Origin of the sequence: Nocardia colli (assembly GCF_008704205.1) — a bacterium.
GTDB lineage: Bacteria > Actinomycetota > Actinomycetes > Mycobacteriales > Mycobacteriaceae > Nocardia > Nocardia colli.
Window position 1 is genome coordinate 97,775 of the sequence record NZ_VXLC01000023.1, and the last position, 18,076, is coordinate 115,850.

The 18,076-nt window shown below is 69.8% G+C and carries 15 protein-coding genes; all 15 read left to right on the plus strand.

Annotated elements, in window-relative coordinates; genetic code table 11:
* Nucleotides 1-26 precede the first annotated feature (26 nt).
* Nucleotides 27-467 carry an SAV_6107 family HEPN domain-containing protein gene (locus F3087_RS35790; RefSeq protein WP_223885592.1) on the plus strand — a complete coding sequence of 147 codons (441 nt, stop codon included), beginning with the start codon at nucleotides 27-29 and terminating at the stop codon, nucleotides 465-467.
* Between the two features lie 148 nt (nucleotides 468-615).
* The gene (locus F3087_RS35795) at nucleotides 616-1,044 is read left to right on the plus strand and encodes a DUF3040 domain-containing protein (protein ID WP_150406553.1); all 429 of its coding nucleotides are present in this window, start codon (nucleotides 616-618) and stop codon (nucleotides 1,042-1,044) included.
* A gap of 415 nt (nucleotides 1,045-1,459) precedes the next feature.
* Complete coding sequence (gene mraZ / locus F3087_RS35800) at nucleotides 1,460-1,891, plus strand: division/cell wall cluster transcriptional repressor MraZ (protein ID WP_040733463.1); 432 nt, start codon at nucleotides 1,460-1,462, stop codon at nucleotides 1,889-1,891.
* A 142-nt stretch (nucleotides 1,892-2,033) separates the two neighbouring features.
* The gene (gene rsmH / locus F3087_RS35805; RefSeq protein WP_317983948.1) at nucleotides 2,034-3,062 is read left to right on the plus strand and encodes a 16S rRNA (cytosine(1402)-N(4))-methyltransferase RsmH; all 1,029 of its coding nucleotides are present in this window, start codon (nucleotides 2,034-2,036) and stop codon (nucleotides 3,060-3,062) included.
* A gap of 85 nt (nucleotides 3,063-3,147) precedes the next feature.
* Nucleotides 3,148-3,960, plus strand: a complete 813-nt coding sequence (locus F3087_RS35810; protein ID WP_150406555.1) for a hypothetical protein — start codon at nucleotides 3,148-3,150, stop codon at nucleotides 3,958-3,960.
* On the plus strand, nucleotides 3,957-5,849 hold the full coding sequence (locus F3087_RS35815; protein ID WP_396897603.1) for a peptidoglycan D,D-transpeptidase FtsI family protein: 1,893 nt from the start codon (nucleotides 3,957-3,959) through the stop codon (nucleotides 5,847-5,849). The genes F3087_RS35810 and F3087_RS35815 overlap by 4 nt, the downstream gene beginning before the upstream one ends.
* Nucleotides 5,850-5,976: 127 nt before the next feature.
* Complete coding sequence (locus F3087_RS35820; protein ID WP_150406556.1) at nucleotides 5,977-7,563, plus strand: UDP-N-acetylmuramoyl-L-alanyl-D-glutamate--2,6-diaminopimelate ligase; 1,587 nt, start codon at nucleotides 5,977-5,979, stop codon at nucleotides 7,561-7,563.
* Nucleotides 7,560-9,074 carry a UDP-N-acetylmuramoyl-tripeptide--D-alanyl-D-alanine ligase gene (locus F3087_RS35825; protein ID WP_150406557.1) on the plus strand — a complete coding sequence of 505 codons (1,515 nt, stop codon included), beginning with the start codon at nucleotides 7,560-7,562 and terminating at the stop codon, nucleotides 9,072-9,074. The genes F3087_RS35820 and F3087_RS35825 overlap by 4 nt, the downstream gene beginning before the upstream one ends.
* Nucleotides 9,071-10,147 (plus strand): phospho-N-acetylmuramoyl-pentapeptide-transferase, encoded by a 1,077-nt coding sequence (gene mraY, locus F3087_RS35830; protein ID WP_150406558.1) that lies wholly within the window; start codon nucleotides 9,071-9,073, stop codon nucleotides 10,145-10,147. The genes F3087_RS35825 and mraY overlap by 4 nt, the downstream gene beginning before the upstream one ends.
* Before the next feature lie 49 nt (nucleotides 10,148-10,196).
* Nucleotides 10,197-11,633, plus strand: coding sequence for a UDP-N-acetylmuramoyl-L-alanine--D-glutamate ligase (gene murD, locus F3087_RS35835; protein ID WP_150406559.1), 1,437 nt, complete (start codon nucleotides 10,197-10,199; stop codon nucleotides 11,631-11,633).
* Complete coding sequence (gene ftsW / locus F3087_RS35840) at nucleotides 11,630-13,072, plus strand: putative lipid II flippase FtsW (protein ID WP_150406560.1); 1,443 nt, start codon at nucleotides 11,630-11,632, stop codon at nucleotides 13,070-13,072. Before murD ends, ftsW begins: the two co-directional genes overlap by 4 nt.
* A complete protein-coding gene (gene murG, locus F3087_RS35845; protein WP_150406561.1) occupies nucleotides 13,069-14,169 on the plus strand; it encodes an undecaprenyldiphospho-muramoylpentapeptide beta-N-acetylglucosaminyltransferase in 1,101 nt (366 codons plus the stop codon). The genes ftsW and murG overlap by 4 nt, the downstream gene beginning before the upstream one ends.
* Nucleotides 14,170-14,212: 43 nt before the next feature.
* A complete protein-coding gene (gene murC, locus F3087_RS35850; protein WP_223885615.1) occupies nucleotides 14,213-15,652 on the plus strand; it encodes a UDP-N-acetylmuramate--L-alanine ligase in 1,440 nt (479 codons plus the stop codon).
* A gap of 4 nt (nucleotides 15,653-15,656) precedes the next feature.
* Entirely contained in the window at nucleotides 15,657-16,406 is a 750-nt protein-coding gene (locus F3087_RS35855) for a cell division protein FtsQ/DivIB (RefSeq protein WP_223885593.1), read from the plus strand.
* 407 nt (nucleotides 16,407-16,813) lie between these two features.
* A complete protein-coding gene (gene ftsZ / locus F3087_RS35860) occupies nucleotides 16,814-18,046 on the plus strand; it encodes a cell division protein FtsZ (RefSeq protein ID WP_150406563.1) in 1,233 nt (410 codons plus the stop codon).
* The last annotated feature ends 30 nt before the right edge of the window (nucleotides 18,047-18,076 follow it).

The window sequence follows — 18,076 nt, forward strand, 5'->3', positions numbered from 1 at the left end:
GCAAGCGATGGCGGAGGGACTCCGAGATGTCTGGTCGGGTCGAATATCCGGGACAGCCCGGTCGGGCGGGCAAGCTGCTGCAACGGGCCGACGGCCTGCTCATGCAGGCGGCGGGGGAGCGGGACCCGCGCGAGCGCTTCCGCGCCGCGTATATCGCCGCCCTACGCGGGGCCGGCGCGGTGATCGCGCTCACCGGCGCGGACGCCGCGCCGCGGGCTCGTTCGCGCAACGCGTGGGTGCTGTTGCAGTCCGCCGCGCCCGAGTTCGTCATGTGGTCCGATTACTTCAGCGCACGGTCGGAGACCAGGGCCGCGCTGGAGGCCGGACTCGATCGCGACATCGACGATGACGAGGCTGACGAGTTCTATTCGCGGGTAGGAGCATTCCTGCACGACGTCGAAGATCTCCTTAGCGCATCGGCCCGGTTGCGCCCCGCACCGGGGTGGACAAACGGCATGACCGGATAGTGACCGGCGGCACGCCCACATAGTTATGGGCGACTAGGTGGTACGGCCCTGATCGAACTCGTATCATTGGTGTCAGATAGCCGCCAAGGTCGGCTATCAGGTCGCCTACCCGGAGGCGACAGCCACGCCTAGTGCCGGGGGAGGTACCGTGCCACTCTCCGAGCACGAGCAGCGCATGCTCGAACAGATCGAGAGCGCGCTCTATGCTGAGGATCCGAAGTTCGCGTCGTCCGTCCGCGGCGGGCGCCTTCGCTCGACCTCGAGTCGTCGCAGACTCCAGGCCGCGGCCTTGTTCGTCCTTGGTCTGTTCCTACTCGTCGCCGGCATCGCCGCTCCAGTGAAGCCCGGCGGCTTCCCGATCATCAGTCTGGTCGGATTCATCGTCATGTTCGCGGCCGGCGTACTGCTGCTGGTCGGCACGTCCAAGGGCATGGCGAAGGGTGATCGGGCCGGCGGCGACGCCACGCCCGGCGGTCCGAGCGGTGGAACGGCCGGACCGCGTGGGCGCCAACGTAAGTCCGGCGGTTTCTCCGAACGCATGGAGGACCGATTCCGGCGACGGTTCGAGCAGGATTAACCCGCTCGTAGCCTGATATCTGCACACAGACGGCGACGCCGCACCGATCCGGTGCGGCGTCGCCGTCTCGCGTGTGGATAACCACGGACCGTCGGTGATCTTCGCGCGGGGTGCGCGGCACTTCCTCCACATCTCCCCACAAGATCCCCCACTTCCCCCCATCCGCGGCCGAGTGACGCGGCACCTGGGCGTTTGCTGGGTGTTTCCGGGCCTTTGTCCATGCGGACTGTGCGTGTCGGCAGAACACGCAAAAAGTTCTCCACCATGGTGATAGCTGGGATGACCTGCGGAATCGTCTGGGCCGGGAGCCAGATCACCGGCAGTTTCGATTGAAAGTGGGGGAAAGTGGGGTAATGTGGAGCGCGCACTACAGGAAAGGCCGACCATCGAGGTGATCGACTAGGGAGGTATCGAGTTGTTTCTCGGTACCTACACACCTCGGCTGGACGACAAGGGGCGACTCACGTTGCCTGCGAAATTTCGAGACGATCTGGCGGGAGGGTTGATGGTCACGAAGGGTCAGGACCACAGCCTTGCCGTGTATCCCAAGGAAGAGTTCACCGCGCTCGCCCGGCGAGCCGCGGCGGCATCTCGAAGTAACCCGCAGGCTCGCGCATTCGTCCGGGCTCTAGCGGCTGGTACGGATGAACAACGTCCGGACGCACAGGGCCGGATCGTGTTGTCTGCCGAACATCGGCGCTACGCAAACCTGCAACGGGATTGCGTGGTCACCGGCTCGGTCGACTTCCTCGAAATATGGGACAAGCAGGCGTGGGACTCCTACCTCGCCGAGCACGAGGAGGACTTCTCGCAAGCGAGAGACGAGTCGCTGGGCGGAATCTTCTAGCCCCGAGCGAACGAGTGCCGCGCGGCCTCTGCCCGGACGCGGACCCTGACGTACTTCCCCGACGCCAGGTGCCGAGGTTCGGTCAGAGACCACGGGGCATTCGTCTCCGGCAACGGTTTCTTATGCAAAGCATTCTCCGAACATGGCGACCCGTCCGCGGTGCGCGACGAAGCGAGGCAGATCCCGGGAGGTCGAGGTGAACCGTGAGCAGGACGGCCCCCGCCATGTTCCTGTTCTGCTCGGGCGAGCCGACGGGTTGCTCGGGCCCGCGCTCACCGAACCCGGCGCCGTCTATCTCGACGCGACCCTCGGTCTCGGCGGACACGCCGAACATTTCCTGCGTACCTATCCCGGCCTCCGGCTCGTCGGTCTCGATCGGGACACCGCCGCGCTGAAGCTGGCCACCGAGCGGCTCGCGCCGTTCGCGGATCGAATCACCCTGGTGCACACCCGTTATGACGGGATCGCCGAGGCACTGGCGCAAGCCGGGTTGACGGCCAAGGGCTCGGTTTCCGGCATCCTGATGGACCTCGGCGTGTCCTCGATGCAGCTGGACGAGGCCGAGCGCGGCTTCGCCTACTCCATCGATGCGCCGCTGGACATGCGGATGGATCCGACCACCGGACCGACCGCCGCCGACGTGCTCAATACCTACAGCCACGGCGACCTGGCCCGGGTGCTGAAAACCTATGGCGAGGAACGCTTTGCGGGCCGGATCGCGTCGGAGGTGCTGCGCCGCCGCCAGCAGAAGCCGTTCACCACCAGCGCCGAGCTGGTGGAGCTGCTGTATGCGGCGATCCCCGCGGCGACCAGGCGGACCGGCGGGCATCCGGCCAAGCGCACGTTCCAGGCGCTGCGGGTGGAGGTCAATCGCGAGCTCGATTCGCTGCGCGCGGCCTTGCCCGCGGCGCTCGATGCGCTGCGGATCGGCGGCCGAATCGTCGTCATGTCGTATCAGTCACTCGAGGACAAGGTGGTCAAGCAGGAGTTCGCGCCGCGCGCGGCCTCCCGCACCCCCGTCGACCTACCGGTCGAATTGCCCGGCATGGGACCGGAATTCCGGATGCTGACCCGTGGCGCGGAGAAGGCGACCGAGGAGGAGATAGAAGAGAACCCGCGGGCCGCACCGGTAAGGATGCGGGCCGCGGAGCGAATTCAGGAGGCCGGATGAGAGATGAGCTCGTCCGGCGGACCGGGTGCGGGGCCTGGACAAGGGAGGCCGGATGTCCCGCACAGACTCACGAGGGGACGGCAGTATGAGCATACGGACGCGCACCGTCGAGGCACCTGGGCGGATCGCCCGCCGGGTCCACGAATCCGAGCGGGTGAAATCGGGCGCCGCGCAACGGGCCTACGCCCGCCGCCGGACTCGCGCCGAAACCCGTTCGGACACACCTGATCTGCCGCCCCGGCAGGGGTCGGTGATGGCCGCGCGGATTCCGTTCGTCGCGGCGATCATCGCGCTGCTCGGCTGCGGTCTCGCACTCACGCTGCTGCTGACCACCCGCGCCGCGGAGGACAGCTACCAGCTCGGCGACATCCGCGCGACCAACAAGCGGCTCGCCGACGAGCGGGCCGCGCTGCAACGCGAGGTGGAGTCCGCGGACTCCGCGCCCGACCTGGCCGCTCGCGCAAGGGAATTGGGCATGATTCCGGCCAAGGACCCGGCCCGCATCGTGGTCGCCCCGGACGGCACCGTGACGGTGATCGGCAAGCCGATGCCGGCCGACGGCCCCCCGGTGCCGCCGCTGAATGTCTCGCCCACCACCCCGCCGAACCCGCAGGCGGGCAACGCCCAGGCCCGCGGTGAACGCGTGATGCCGGTGACGACCACGCCTGCGCCGCCGCCCGCCCTGCCGCCCGCACCGGGTACCAACCCCGGGACGAACGCTCAGGTGAACGCGGCCCAGGCCAGCCCGGTTCCGGTCAGCCCGGTCCCGCCGGTGCCCGCCGCCCCGGCCGAGGCCACCCCGCCGCAGGCCGAAACCCCGCACCCGCCTGCGGATCTCGCGCAGGGACTGCCGGAAACCCCACAGCCGCAAGCGCTTCCTGACGGGGGCCAGCGGTGACACAGACCAGGCCCGCGCCGCGCCGGCGACGCGAGCCTGGTCCGAGCAGGTCGGCCCGGCCACGCTCCGCGCCGCCCAAGAAGGACCGGCCACTACGCAGGCGACTCGGCGCCGGGCGGATCATCATGCTGATCGCGCTCGGTGTCGTCGCGTTGCAGCTGTTGTGGATTCAGACCATCGGCGCGCCGAACCTTTCCGCACAGGCGGCGACGCAGCGCACGCAGCACGAGCCCGACTACGCGGTGCGCGGGCCGATCACCGATCGCAACGGCAAGTCGCTCGCGTACACCATCGCCGCGAAGCAGCTGAATTTCCAGCCGGTCGTGGTCCGCAAGCAGCTGGCCGACGCGAAAGCGAAGAACAGCAAGGCTCCCGACCCGGACGAGCGGTTGAAGGCCATCGCCAAGACCGTGCACGACAAGCTCGGCAAGGCGGGCCCCGCGGAGGCGGACCTGCTCGCCAAGCTGCGCAGTGACGAACCGTTCGTGTACCTGGCGCGCGGCGTCGACCCGCGGATCGCCGCGGATATCCGCACGCAGTATCCCGAGGTCGGCGCCGATTCTCAGTATCCGAGGGAACACCCGGGCGGATCGCTGGCAGCCAACATTCTCGGCACCACCGGCTGGGACGGACACGGCCAGATCGGGCTCGAGTCGTCGCTGGACTCGGTGCTCGCGGGCACCGACGGTTCGCACACGTTCGATCGCGGCTCCGACGGCGCGGTCATTCCCGGCAGCTCGCGAGACAAGCAGGACGCGGTCAACGGCCACGGCGTCGAGCTGACCGTGGATTCGGACTTGCAGTACTACGTGCAGCAGCAGGTGCAGCAGGCCAAGGAGATGTCCGGCGCCAACTCGGCCTCGGCGGTCGTGCTCGACGCCAAGACCGGACAGGTCCTGTCCATGGCCAACGACAACACCTTCAATCCGCAGCTGGGCCCGCAGACGTGGGCGAGCGCGGAGATGAGCAACCCGTCGGTGTCGAACGTGTTCGAGCCCGGATCGGTGAACAAGATCATCACCGCGGCCGCCGCGATCGAGTACGGACTGACCAATCCCGATGAGGTGCTTCAGGTTCCGGGCAAGATCCGGATGGCGGGGGTGACCGTCAACGACGCTTGGGTGCACGATGTGGCGCCGTACACCACCACCGGCATCTTCGGTAAGTCCTCGAACGTGGGGACCCTGATGCTCGCCCAGCGGGTCGGTGAGGATCGCTTCGCCGACATGGTGAACCGCTTCGGCCTCGGCCAGCGCACCGGCGTCGGCCTGCCGGGCGAGAGCGGCGGCGTGGTGCCCGCCCGGGATCAGTGGTCCGGCGGCACCTTCGCCAACCTGCCTATCGGCCAGGGTCTTTCGATGACCACGTTGCAGATGACGGCCATGTACCAGGCCATCGCCAACGACGGTGTGCGTATCCCGCCACGGATCATCAAGGCGAAGATCGCGCCGGACGGCGCCCGCACCGACGAGGTGCAGCCCGACGGAGTGCGGGTGGTGAGCCCGCAGACCGCCGCGACGCTGCGCACGATGTTCCAGTCGGTGACCCAGCGTGACCCGATGAACGCCAACCAGAACGGCACCGGCGGGCCCGCCGCGATCGAGGGCTACCAGATCGCGGGCAAGACCGGCACCGCGCAGAAGGTCGACCCCAACTGCCAGTGCTACTCGACCTCGTCGTTCTACATCACCTTCGCCGGCATCGCCCCCGCCGACAACCCGCGCTACGTCATCGGCCTGATGCTGGACAACCCCATCCGCAGCGCCGACGGCAGCGGCGGTCAATCGGCCGCGCCGCTGTTCCACAACATCGCCTCCTGGGCGTTGCAGCGCGACCGCATCCCACCGTCGCCGGAACCGTCCAAGCGATTTGTGCTCCAGGCCGACTGAGTCCGCGCGGTGTGGGACATACCGTGCGTGCGGTGCGAGGTGTTCGGTAGGTGCGTTGCTTGCCCGTGACCGGCCGTCGGTAACCTGACTCGTCGTCCCAGTCCCGCCCGTATCAGAGAGGAGCAATGTGCCTGCGCAGCCCAGCCAGCACGCGCTCCGGCCTGCCGATCCGCCGGCCACCGCGCTGACCACCGTGCTGGCGTCGACCGGCGCCGAGGCGATCGGTCCCGCCCTCGCGGAGATCCAGGTCACCGGCATCGAGCAGCGGTCGCAGGCCGTGCGACCCGGTGATCTGTTCACCGCCTTACCCGGCGCGCAGGCGCATGGCGCCCGGTTCGCCCGCGATGCGGTCGAACGCGGCGCGGTCGCGGTGTTCACCGACGCGGCGGGCGCCGAGCTGGCCGGGGAGCTGAATGTGCCGGTGCTGGTGAAGGAGAATCCGCGTGCGGCGCTCGGGGAGTTGTCGGCCCTGATCTACGGCAATCCGTGTGAACGGCTGCGCATCGTCGGCATCACCGGTACCTCGGGCAAGACGACGACCTCGTACCTGGTGGAGGCCGGTCTGGCCGCCGCCGGGCTGTCGACCGCGCTGATCGGCACGATCGAGACCCGGATCGGCGGCCGCCGCGTGCCGAGCGCGCTGACCACGCCGGAGGCGCCGCAGCTGCACGCGATGTTCGCGCTGATGGTCGAGCAGGGCGTGGACGCGGTGGTGATGGAGGTGTCCAGTCACGCGCTGGCGCTCGGCCGGGTGGACGGCGTCCGCTTCGCGGTGGGCGGGTTCACCAACCTGTCGCAGGACCACCTGGACTTCCACGCCGACTTCGAGGACTACTTCGCCGCCAAGCGCAGGCTGTTCGAGCCGACCTCGCCGATCGCCGCGCGGACCGCGGTGATCTGCGTCGACGACCAGTGGGGCAGGCGGCTCGCGGACGGCCTCGACGGCCCGATCACGGTGTCCACCACCGGAACCGGCGATTGGGCGCTGGACGGCGCGATCACCGCGCACGGCGGCGAACAGGACTTCACCGCGGCCGGACCGGACGGCAATATCGCTGTGCGACTGCGGCTTCCGGGTCGCTACAACGTGGCCAACGGGCTGCTCGCGATCGCCGTGTGCGCGGCCGCCGGGGTCGAGGCGTCGATCGCCGCGCCCGCGCTGGCCACCGTCGACGTGCCCGGCCGGATGCAGCGGGTGGAGCGCGGGCAGAACTTCCTCGCGATCGTCGACTACGCGCACAAGCCGGCCGCGCTGGAATCGGTGATCGCCACGCTGCGTGGACATCTCGCGGCGGACGCGCCGGAATCGCCCGGACGGCTCGCCGTGGTGGTCGGGGCCGGTGGCGACCGGGACGCGGGTAAACGCCCGCTGATGGGCGCGGTAGCCGCCCGCGGCGCCGACCTGGTGATCATCACCGACGACAATCCGCGCAGCGAGGACCCGGCCGACATCCGGGCCGCGCTGCGCGCCGGTGCGCTGGCCGAGACCGAACGCGGCGAGGTGCGCGAACTCGGCGACCGCGCCGAAGCCATTGCGGCGGCGGTGAATTGGGCTCAGCCCGGCGACGTGGTACTGGTTGCGGGCAAGGGGCACGAGGCAGGGCAGGAGATCCGGGGTGTGAAGCACCCCTTCGACGACCGCGACGTGCTCGCGGCGGCACTGGACAAGCGAAGTCCGCACAACGCGGACGCGGAGGACTTGACGGTTTCATGATCGAGATGACACTGCGGGAGATCGCGGACGTCGTCGGCGGCACGCTGCACGACGTCCCCGACCCGGAGGTGCGGGTCACCGGTTCGGTCGAATTCGATTCGCGCCGAATCGGTTCCGGCGATCTGTTCCTGGCCCTGCCGGGCACCAGGGCGGACGGGCACGACTGGGCCGCCACGGCGGTCGCGGCCGGCGCGGTCGCGGTGCTCGCGGCCCGCCCGGTGGGGGTGCCCGCCATCGTCGTCGCGCCGAACCCCGGTTCGGTGCCGTCGAGTTCGGTTGCGCTGGCCGGTGATTCGGACGGTTCCGGGGCCGCGGTGCTGGCCGCGCTCGCCGACCTGGCCCGCGCCAGCGTGCAACGGCTCACGGCCGCGGGCACGCTCACCGTGATCGGGGTGACCGGCTCGTCCGGCAAGACCTCGACCAAGGACCTGCTCGCAGCGGTGCTCGCGCCGCTCGGCACCGTGGTCGCGCCGCCCGGCTCGTTCAACAGCGAGCTCGGCCATCCGTGGACCGCGTTGCGCGCCAACGCCGATACCCGCTTCCTGGTGCTGGAGATGTCCGCGCGCGGCCCCGGCCATATCGCGGCGGCCGCCGAGGTGACCCCGCCGAGCATCGGCGTCGTGCTCAATGTCGGTACCGCGCATCTCGGCGAGTTCGGCAGCCGCGAGGCGATCGCCAAGACCAAAGGCGAACTGGTGCAGGCCCTTCCGCCGTCCGGGCTGGCCGTGCTCAACGCCGACGACCAGCAGGTCGCCGCGATGGCGGCGCGCACCACCGCCCGGGTGGTGACCGTCGGCACCTCCGCGGGCGCCGATCTGCGGGCCACCGACATCCGGCTCGACGACGCCGCGCGCGCGGGCTTCACGCTGCATACGCCGGTGGGCAGCATCGCGATTCAGCTGGCGGTGCACGGCGAACACCAGGTCGGCAACGCGCTGTCCGCGGCGGCGGTCGCCCTCGAATGCGGCGCCGACCTGGACACCATCGCGCGGTCGCTGTCCGGCGCGCGCGCCGCGTCCGCCCGCCGGATGGACGTGCAGACCACCGCGGCCGGGGTGACCGTGGTCAACGACTCCTACAACGCCAACCCCGACTCGGTCCGCGCCGCGCTCAAAGCCCTGGTCACCATGTCGCGTGCGGGCGAAACGCCGCGCCGCAGCTGGGCCGTGCTCGGCGAAATGGGCGAGCTCGGGGAAGAATCCGTGATCGAACACGACCGGATCGGCCGGCTCGCGGTGCGCCTGGACGTGCACCGGCTGATCGTGGTCGGCACCGGAAGGCCGTCCCGGGCGATGCATCAGGGAGCGGTGATGGAAGGCTCATGGGGCGAGGAGTCGATCCTCGTGCCCGACATCGGCGCGGCCATCGCGTTGCTCGACGACGAAGTCGAGGCGGGCGATGTGGTGCTGGTCAAGGCGTCGAAGTCGGTAGGCCTCTGGGAAGTCGCCGAACACTTGATCAAGTCGGAGCCATCCAGCGGACGTACGGGAAGCACGGAGGCAGTTGAGTGAGACAGATTCTATTCGCGGCCGCGATAGCGCTGGCCGTATCGATTCTGCTGACCCCGCTGCTGATCAAGATGTTCGCCAAGCAGGGCTTCGGCCAGGAGATCCGGGTCGACGGCCCGGCCAGTCACCAGGCCAAGCGCGGCACCCCCACCATGGGCGGCGTCGCCATCATCATCGGCATGTGGGCCGGTTACCTGGGCTCGCACCTGATCGGCATCGGCTACCGCGCGGACGGCCCGTCGGCGTCCGGCCTGCTGGTGCTCGGCCTGGCCACCGCGCTCGGCGGTGTCGGCTTCGTCGACGACTTCATCAAGATCCGCAAGCAGCGCAACCTCGGCCTGACCGCCGCGGGCAAATACCTCGGACAGCTGACTGCCGCAGTCGTTTTCGGCGTGCTGGCGTTGCAGTTCCGCGGCGCGAGCGGGCTGACCCCGGCCAGCAGGCACCTGTCCTACGTGCGCGACATCAGCACGGTGACCATGGGCGTCGTCGTGTTCCTGGTCTTCGTCTGCCTGGTCGTGGTCGCCTGGTCCAACGCGGTGAACCTCACCGACGGCCTGGACGGGCTCGCGGCCGGCTCGATGAGCCTGGTGCTCGGCGGCTACGTGGTCATCACGTTCTGGCAGTACTACCACGCCTGCGAGATCAAGGCCGAGGTCGGCTGTTACAACGTGCGCGACCCGCTGGACCTGGCGCTGGTCTGCGCCGCGGGCGCCGCGGCGTGCGTCGGCTTCCTGTGGTGGAATGCCGCGCCCGCCAAGATCTTCATGGGTGACACCGGCTCGCTGGCGCTCGGCGGCATGCTGGCCGGATTGTCCATCACCACACGGACCGAGCTGCTGATGATCGTCATCGGCGCGCTGTTCGTCGCCGAAACCCTGTCGGTGGTGTTGCAGGTGGCGGTGTACCGCACCACGCGCAACCGGCTGTTCAAGATGGCGCCGTTCCATCATCACTTCGAACTCAGCAAGTGGGCCGAGACTACGGTGATCATCAGGTTCTGGCTCTTGGCCGCGATGGCTTCCGCCGTCGGTCTCGGTTTGTTCTACAGCGAATATCTCTCTGCGGTCGGGTGAACTAGCGATGGTCGAACATTCTCCTCGGGCCCTGCGATCACCTGGGCCCATGCTCGAATTCCTGCGTGGCCGTGACGTTCTCGTCGCGGGCTGGGGCATATCGGGACGCTCGCTGGTCGAGCCGCTACGCGATATCGGCGCGCGCCCGGTGGTCACCGACGGCGGCGCCGCGGCGCTGGCCGAGGCGGCCGGGCTCGGCCTGGACGTCGCCACCTGCGTGGAACTGGAAACCACGGACTGGAGCCGGTTCGCGCTGGTGATCACCAGCCCGGGCTGGCGGCCGGACTCGCCGGTGCTCGCCGCGGCGGTGGCCGAGGGCACCCCGGTGTGGGGTGACGTCGAATTCGCCTGGTGGGTCGATCAAGCCAGGATCTACGGACCCGTGCGCAAGTGGCTGGTGATCACCGGTACCAACGGCAAGACCACCACCACCCAGATGACGCACGCCATCCTGCGCGCCGCGGGCATCCCGAGCGTCGCCTGCGGCAACATCGGCCTGCCGATCCTGGATGCGTTGCGGCGCAACCCGGGACCGCAGGTGCTCGCGGTCGAGCTGTCCTCGTTCCAGCTGCACTGGGCGCCGTCGGTGCGCCCGGAGGCGGGCGTGGTGCTCAATGTGGCCGAGGATCACCTGGATTGGCACGGCGGCCTGGACGCGTACGCCGCCGCGAAGGCGCGGGCGCTGGTCGGCCGGGTCGGCGTGGTCGGGCTCGACGATCCGGTGGCGGCCTCGCTGGCCCGTCGCTCGAAGGCCCGGCGCACCGTCGGCTTCCGGATCGGCGTGCCCGCCGACGGTGAGCTCGGCGTGGTGGACGGCAAGCTGCTCGATCGCGCGTTCACCAAGGCCGCGATCCTGGCCGAGGTCGGCGACATCAGCCCGCCCGGCCCGGCCGGCGTCGCGGACGCGCTCGCCGCGTCCGCGCTGACCAGGGCCATCGACGTGGCGCCGCAGTTCATCCGGGAGGGGCTGATCGAGCACAAGGTCGGCCCGCACCGGTCCGCGTTCGTGCGCGAGGTCGGCGGCGTCGACTTCATCGACGACTCCAAGGCGACCAACCCGCATGCCGCGCGCACCGCGATCCTGGCGCACCCGCAGGTGGTCTGGGTGGCCGGCGGTCAGCTCAAGGGCGCACAGATCGAAGACCTGGTCGAGGAGGTCGCCGACCGGCTGGTCGCGGTGGTGCTGATCGGCGCCGACGCACCGGTATTCGCGGCCGCGTTGGCGCGACACGCGCCTGAGGTCCCGGTCATCGAGCTGATCGCGGGAGACGATGCAGGGATGGGTGACGCGTCGAGAGATAAGGCCGACGTCGTCATGGCGCGCGCCGTTCAGGCCGCGGCCGGGTACGCCCGGCGCGGCGACGCCGTACTGCTCGCCCCCGCGGCGGCCTCGCTGGACATGTTCGCCGACTACACGCATCGGGGCCGCAGTTTCGCGGCCGCGGTGCACGCACTGGAAGACGGTGACGTCGGGCGGACGCTATGACGGAAACGGCGCGGCGGAAGGAACAACCTGGGGCCGGGGCCAGGTTCGTGGCCTGGCTGGCGCGGCCGCTCGCGTCGTTTCATCTGGTGGTCACCATCGCCACCCTGCTCACCGTGCTGGGCCTGGTGATGGTGCTGTCCGCGTCCAGCGTCGAGGCGTATGCCGATGGGGGATCGGCGTATTCGCTGTTCATCCAGCAGGCGATGTTCGCCGCGATCGGCACCGTGCTGTTCTATCTGGCGCTGCGGATTCCGTTGCGCCGGTTGCGGCAGTGGTCGTTCCCGCTGTTCGTGCTGTCCGTGCTCGGTCTGGTGCTGGTGCTCATTCCCGGCATCGGCTCCAAGGTGCAGGGCGCGCGGCGCTGGATCGACCTGGGCCTGTTCAACGTGCAGCCCTCGGAGATCGTGAAGGTCACCCTGGTGGTGTGGGGCGCGCACCTGCTGGCGTCGCGCCGTTCCGAACACGCCGGGCTGAAAGACATACTGATGCCGCTGGTTCCGGCGGGCCTGCTGGTGTGTCTGCTCGTCGTGGTGGAGCCGAACCTGTCCACCACTATCGCGCTGGGCATCGTGCTGGCCGCGCTGCTCTGGTTCGGCGGGCTGCCGCTGCGGCTGTTCGTGACGGTCGCGGTGTCCGGCATGATCGCGGCGGCCGTGCTCGCCCTGTCGGCCGGTTATCGATCCGACCGCATGCGCGCGTTCTTCAACCCCGGCGACGACCCGCAGGGCATCGGTTATCAAGCCCGCCAAGCGCTGTACTCGCTCGCCGACGGCGGCATCTGGGGCCGCGGCCTCGGCCAGAGCCGGGCCAAGTGGAGCTACCTGCCCAACTCGCACAACGACTTCATCTTCGCCATCATCGGCGAGGAACTCGGCTTCCTCGGCTGTGCCCTGGTGCTCGGACTGTTCGCGCTGTTCGTCTACACCGGGATCCGGATCGCCAGCCGCTCGGTCGATCCGTTCCTGCGGTTGCTCACCGCGACCGCGACCACCTGGATCACCGGGCAGGCGCTGATCAACATCGGTTACGTGGTCGGCCTGCTGCCGGTCACCGGCCTGCAGCTGCCGCTGGTGTCGGCGGGCGGTTCGTCGCTGGCCATCACGCTGTTCATGTTCGGCATCATCGCCAACGCGGCCCGGCACGAACCGGAGGCCGTCTCCGCGCTGCACGCCGGGCAAGACGGTAGGTTCAGTAAGTTGCTGCGGCTGCCCAAGCCGGAGGTGTACTCACCGGCGCGAGCCAGCGCCGCACGGGCGAAATCCGCGCAGCGAAAGGCGCCACGGCCGGGCAGGCAAGCGTTGCCCGCGCGGCGTCCGCAGCCGGAGCCGGGACGGCGCCGCTCGCCGGAGAGCCGCGGCACCAGCTCGCTGCGCGCCACCCGAGCGTGGGAGCCCAGCTACCCGGTCAACCACACAAGAGAACGAGGAAAATCTAGGTGATCTCGGTAATCGTCGCAGGCGGCGGCACGGCGGGCCATATCGAACCCGCCCTCGCGGTGGCGGATGCGCTGCGGCGGCTCGACGATTCGATCCGGGTGACGGCGCTGGGCACCGAACGCGGGTTGGAGACCCGGCTGGTGCCCGAGCGCGGCTATCCGCTCGAGCTCATCCCGCCGGTTCCGTTGCCGCGCAAGCCCACCGCGGACCTGCTGCGGCTGCCCGGCCGGGTCCGGGCGTCGGTGGCGCGGACCCGGGCGGTGATCGACGCGGTCGAGGCCGACGTGATCGTCGGTTTCGGTGGATACGTCGCGCTGCCCGCCTACCTCGCCGCAGGGCAGGGGCTGCTGCGCCGCCGGCGCAAGGTGCCGGTGGTGGTGCACGAGGCCAACGCCAAGGCCGGGATCGCGAACAAGGTCGGCGCCCGGCGCGCCGCGCGCGTGCTTGCCGCGGTGCCGGATTCGGGCCTGGCCAGGGCGCAGGTTGTCGGGATTCCGGTGCGCGCCTCGATCACCACGCTGGACCGGGCCGCGCTGCGCGCCGAGGCGCGCGCGCACTTCGGCCTGCCCGCCGAGGGACCGGTGCTGCTGGTGTTCGGCGGCTCGCAGGGCGCACGCAGCCTGAACGAGGCGGTGTCCGGCGCCGCACCGCAACTCGCCGCGGCGGGCATCTCGGTGCTGCACGCGCACGGACCCAAGAACACCCTCGAGGTCACTGAGAGTGGTGCGGGCGCACCGTATGTCGCGGTGCCGTATCTTTCCCGGATGGATCTCGCCTACGCCGCCGCCGACGCGGTGGTCTGCCGCTCGGGCGCGATGACCGTCGCCGAGGTGTCGGCGGTCGGCCTGCCCGCGTTCTATGTGCCGCTGGCACACGGCAACGGCGAACAAGAACTCAATGCCAGACCCGTCGTCCGACAGGGCGGCGGCAGGATTGTCCCGGATTCGGAGCTGACGCCGAAATACGTGATCGATGAGGTGATTCCGCTGCTCATGGACTCCGCACGGCTGATCGAGATGGGCCGCGCCGCGGCCGATGCCGGGCACCGCGACGCCGCCGACGCGGTGGCGCGGATCGTGCTGGAGGTAGCAGGTGGCTGACGAGGATCTCTCGGCCCTGCCGCCGTCGCTGGCGCGGGTGCACATGGTCGGCATCGGCGGGGCCGGCATGTCCGGCATCGCCCGGATCCTGCTGTCCCGCGGCGGCGCCGTGTCCGGCTCGGACGCCAAGGAGAGCCGCGGCGTGCTCGCGCTGCGTGCTCGCGGCGCGCAGGTGCGCATCGGCCACGACGCCAGCGCGCTGGACCTGCTGCCCGGCGGCCCGACCGTGGTGGTCACCACCTACGCGGCCATCCCGAAGACCAATCCCGAACTGGTGGAAGCGAAACGGCGCGACATCCCGGTGCTGCTGCGCCCGGCCGTGCTCGCCTCGCTGATGCAGGGGCATCGCACGCTGCTGGTGTCGGGCACGCACGGCAAGACCTCCACCACCTCGATGCTGATCGTGTCGTTGCAGCACTGCGGCTTCGACCCGTCCTTCGCGGTCGGCGGCGAGCTGAACGAGGCGGGCACCAACGCCCACCACGGCACCGGGGACATCTTCGTCGCCGAGGCCGACGAGAGCGACGGGTCGCTGCTGCAATACGACCCGGATGTCGCGGTGGTCACCAACATCGAATCCGATCACCTGGACTACTTCGGCACCGACGAGGCCTATGTGCAGGTCTTCGACGATTTCGCCGACCGGCTCGCCGACGGCGGCCTGCTGGTGGTCTGCCTGGACGACCCGGGTTCGCGCGCGCTCGCCGAGCGGGTGGGGGAGAAGCTGGCCGCCAAGAACATTCGGGTCCTGGGTTACGGCTCCGGCGAACTCGCCGACGCGCCGGTCCCGGTCGGTGTGCGGCTGCACAGCTGGGAGCCGCGCGACGTCGGCGGCATCGCCCAGTTCCAGCTCGACGACGAAGCCACGCCGCGCACCCTGCGGCTGTCCGTGCCCGGCCGGCACATGGCGTTGAACGCGCTGGCCGCGTTGCTCGCCGCGCGGGCGACCGGGGCCGACGTGGACGAAATCATCCAGGGCCTGGAGGGTTTCGGCGGCGTGCACCGCCGGTTCCAGTTCGCCGGCCGGGAGAACGGCGTGCGCGTCTTCGACGACTACGCCCACCATCCGACCGAGGTGCGCGCCGTGCTCGGCGCCGCCGCGGAGCTGGTGCAGCAGGAGGCCCGCGATGGCGCCCGCTCCCGCCAGGGCCGGGTGATCGTGGTCTTCCAACCGCATCTCTACAGCCGCACCGCGACGTTCGCGCAGGACTTCGGCGCCGCGCTGAGCCTGGCCGACGAGGTGGTCGTGCTCGACGTGTACGGCGCGCGGGAGAAACCGCTGCCCGGCGTGAACGGCGCGCTGGTCGCGCAGTCGGTCACCAAACCCGTGCACTACCAGCCGGATATGTCGCGGGTCGGCCGTCAGGTCGCCAAGCTCGCGCTGCCCGGCGACGTGGTGATCACCATGGGCGCCGGCGACGTGACCATGCTCGGCAGCCAGATCCTCGACGGTTTACGGGCGCGTCCACAGTACGGGCGGTGAGGCCGTGACCGAGCGATCGAGGCGCGGTGTCGGGTCGGTGCGGGACAAGGGCGTCGGCGCGGCGCGTTCGGCCGGTGCGCGGCTGAGCCCGAACGGGTGGCGGCGGGTCCGGTTGTGGGGATTGCTGGGCGTGTGCGTCCTTGCGATCGTCGGCGGCGTCGCGTGGTTCACGCCGGTGCTGTCGGTGCGCACCGTCGACATCGACGGCGTGGTCGCGGTGCCCGAACAGCAGGTGCGCGACCTTCTCGAAATCCCTTCCGGCCGGTCGATGTTGCGCATCGACACGACCGCGATCGCCCGGCGTGTCGCGAGCATTCCGAAGGTGCGCACGGCCCGGGTGCAGCGGGTCTTCCCGTCGACCGTGCGGGTGACCGTGGTCGAGCGAACTCCGGTGCTGTTCTTCGACAGCCCGCAGGGCGCGCACCTACTGGACGCGGAGAGCGTGGAATTCGCGATCGAGGACGCGCCGATCGGCGTGCCCAAGCTGATCACCGATCGCCCGGCCAGTGACGCGCCGGTGACCAGGGCCGCGGTCGGGGTGCTTGCCGCGCTGCCGCCCGCGCTGGCGGTTCAGGTGGACGAGGTTGCGGCACGGTCAATTTCGGATATTTCGCTGAATCTCAAGGACGGGCGCACGGTACTCTGGGGCGGCATGAACGACGCCGCACGTAAGTCGGCGGTCGTGCTCCCGCTGCTGACCCGCCCCGGAACGGTGTTCGATGTGTCGAGTCCCAACCTGGTCACGGTAAAGTGAGCGATACCCATTGCGCCCGCGTCGAATTGCAGTATTCGACGGGTGGCGTTCGCCGACCTGGAAAGGTCGCGCGAGCTGCCGCTTCCGGGCCTGACGCTCACGGCACCGGCCCTTGCGCCGGGAACCGAGCGCCGGGGGGCAACCGTTCACCATACGTCGTGCGGCGCTGCGAGACGAGAGGGATCACACAAGATTCTGTCTCTTGTTTCGGCGCGCCTGCGCGCGTATTGCGGCGGCGGCGAATAGCGTTCCGCAGCAGTCGGATACTTGACATAACGCTAACCCTATGGTTCAGGTTTAGGGTTTGCCCGAGCGGCGGTTCGCTGAGTGAAGCCGCTCAGGCGAATACGGCGGAGTGTCTCGAATCCGAAAACGACAGGCTTTAGATCGAAGGAAGGCGAGAGCCCATGACGCCCCCGCACAACTACCTTGCCGTGATCAAGGTCGTCGGTATCGGCGGCGGCGGTGTCAATGCCGTCAACCGGATGATCGAACAGGGCCTCAAAGGTGTCGAGTTCATCGCGGTCAACACCGACGCGCAGGCCCTGCTGATGAGCGATGCCGACGTCAAGCTCGACGTCGGCCGTGAACTCACCCGTGGTCTCGGAGCCGGCGCCGACCCCGAGGTCGGCCGCCGCGCCGCCGAGGACCACAAGGACGAGATCGAAGAGGTGCTCAAGGGCGCCGACATGGTGTTCGTCACCGCGGGCGAGGGCGGTGGCACCGGCACCGGTGGCGCCCCGGTCGTCGCCCAGATCGCCCGCAAGCTCGGCGCGCTGACCATCGGCGTCGTCACCCGCCCGTTCTCCTTCGAGGGCAAGCGGCGCGGCGGCCAGGCCGAGACCGGCATCGGTCAGCTGCGCGAGTCCTGCGACACGCTCATCGTGATCCCGAACGACCGGCTGCTACAGCTCGGCGACGCGGCGGTCAGCCTGATGGACGCATTCCGCTCGGCGGACGAGGTGCTGCTCAACGGTGTCCAGGGCATCACCGACCTGATCACCACCCCGGGTCTGATCAACGTCGACTTCGCCGACGTCAAGAGCGTGATGTCCGGCGCGGGCAGCGCGCTGATGGGCATCGGCTCGGCGCGCGGCGAGGGCCGATCGGTGAAAGCGGCCGAGTCGGCGATCAATTCGCCGCTGCTGGAGGCGTCCATGGACGGCGCGCACGGCGTGCTGCTGTCCATCGCGGGCGGCTCCGACCTCGGCCTGTTCGAGATCAACGAGGCCGCGTCGCTGGTCCAGGAGGCCGCGCACATCGAGGCCAACATCATCTTCGGCACGGTGATCGACGACTCGCTCGGCGATGAAGTGCGCGTCACCGTGATCGCCGCGGGTTTTGACGGGGGAGGTCCCGCCCGGCGGACCTTCGAGAACCCGAGCCGGAGCACCATCGGATCGGCCCGCGCCGGCGAGATCGGCCAGAGCCGTCCCGCCGAGGTGGCGGCCCGCAGCACCGACATCGCGGCCGCGTCCGCGAGCTCGACCTCCTCGACCCGTGGCGCCGTCCCGAGTTACCGGGACAGCGAGAAGGCCAGGATGGCCGACCCGACCGTGGCGAACAACGCACGGACCCACATCGAGCCGCCCGACGATGACGACGACGATGTCGACGTCCCGTCCTTCATGCGACGGTGACGCCCAGACAGCGCGCAGAACAAGCTGAAC

Bases quoted from the DNA above. Each gene is read 5' to 3' on its own strand.
- F3087_RS35790 (WP_223885592.1), top strand. From the start codon at position 27: ATGTCTGGTCGGGTCGAATATCCGGGACAGCCCGGTCGGGCGGGCAAG.
- rsmH (WP_317983948.1), top strand. From the start codon at position 2,034: ATGGCGACCCGTCCGCGGTGCGCGACGAAGCGAGGCAGATCCCGGGAG.
- F3087_RS35810 (WP_150406555.1), top strand. From the start codon at position 3,148: ATGAGCATACGGACGCGCACCGTCGAGGCACCTGGGCGGATCGCCCGC.
- F3087_RS35825 (WP_150406557.1), top strand. From the start codon at position 7,560: ATGATCGAGATGACACTGCGGGAGATCGCGGACGTCGTCGGCGGCACG.
- murD (WP_150406559.1), top strand. From the start codon at position 10,197: ATGCTCGAATTCCTGCGTGGCCGTGACGTTCTCGTCGCGGGCTGGGGC.
- ftsW (WP_150406560.1), top strand. From the start codon at position 11,630: ATGACGGAAACGGCGCGGCGGAAGGAACAACCTGGGGCCGGGGCCAGG.
- murC (WP_223885615.1), top strand. From the start codon at position 14,213: ATGGTCGGCATCGGCGGGGCCGGCATGTCCGGCATCGCCCGGATCCTG.
- ftsZ (WP_150406563.1), top strand. From the start codon at position 16,814: ATGACGCCCCCGCACAACTACCTTGCCGTGATCAAGGTCGTCGGTATC.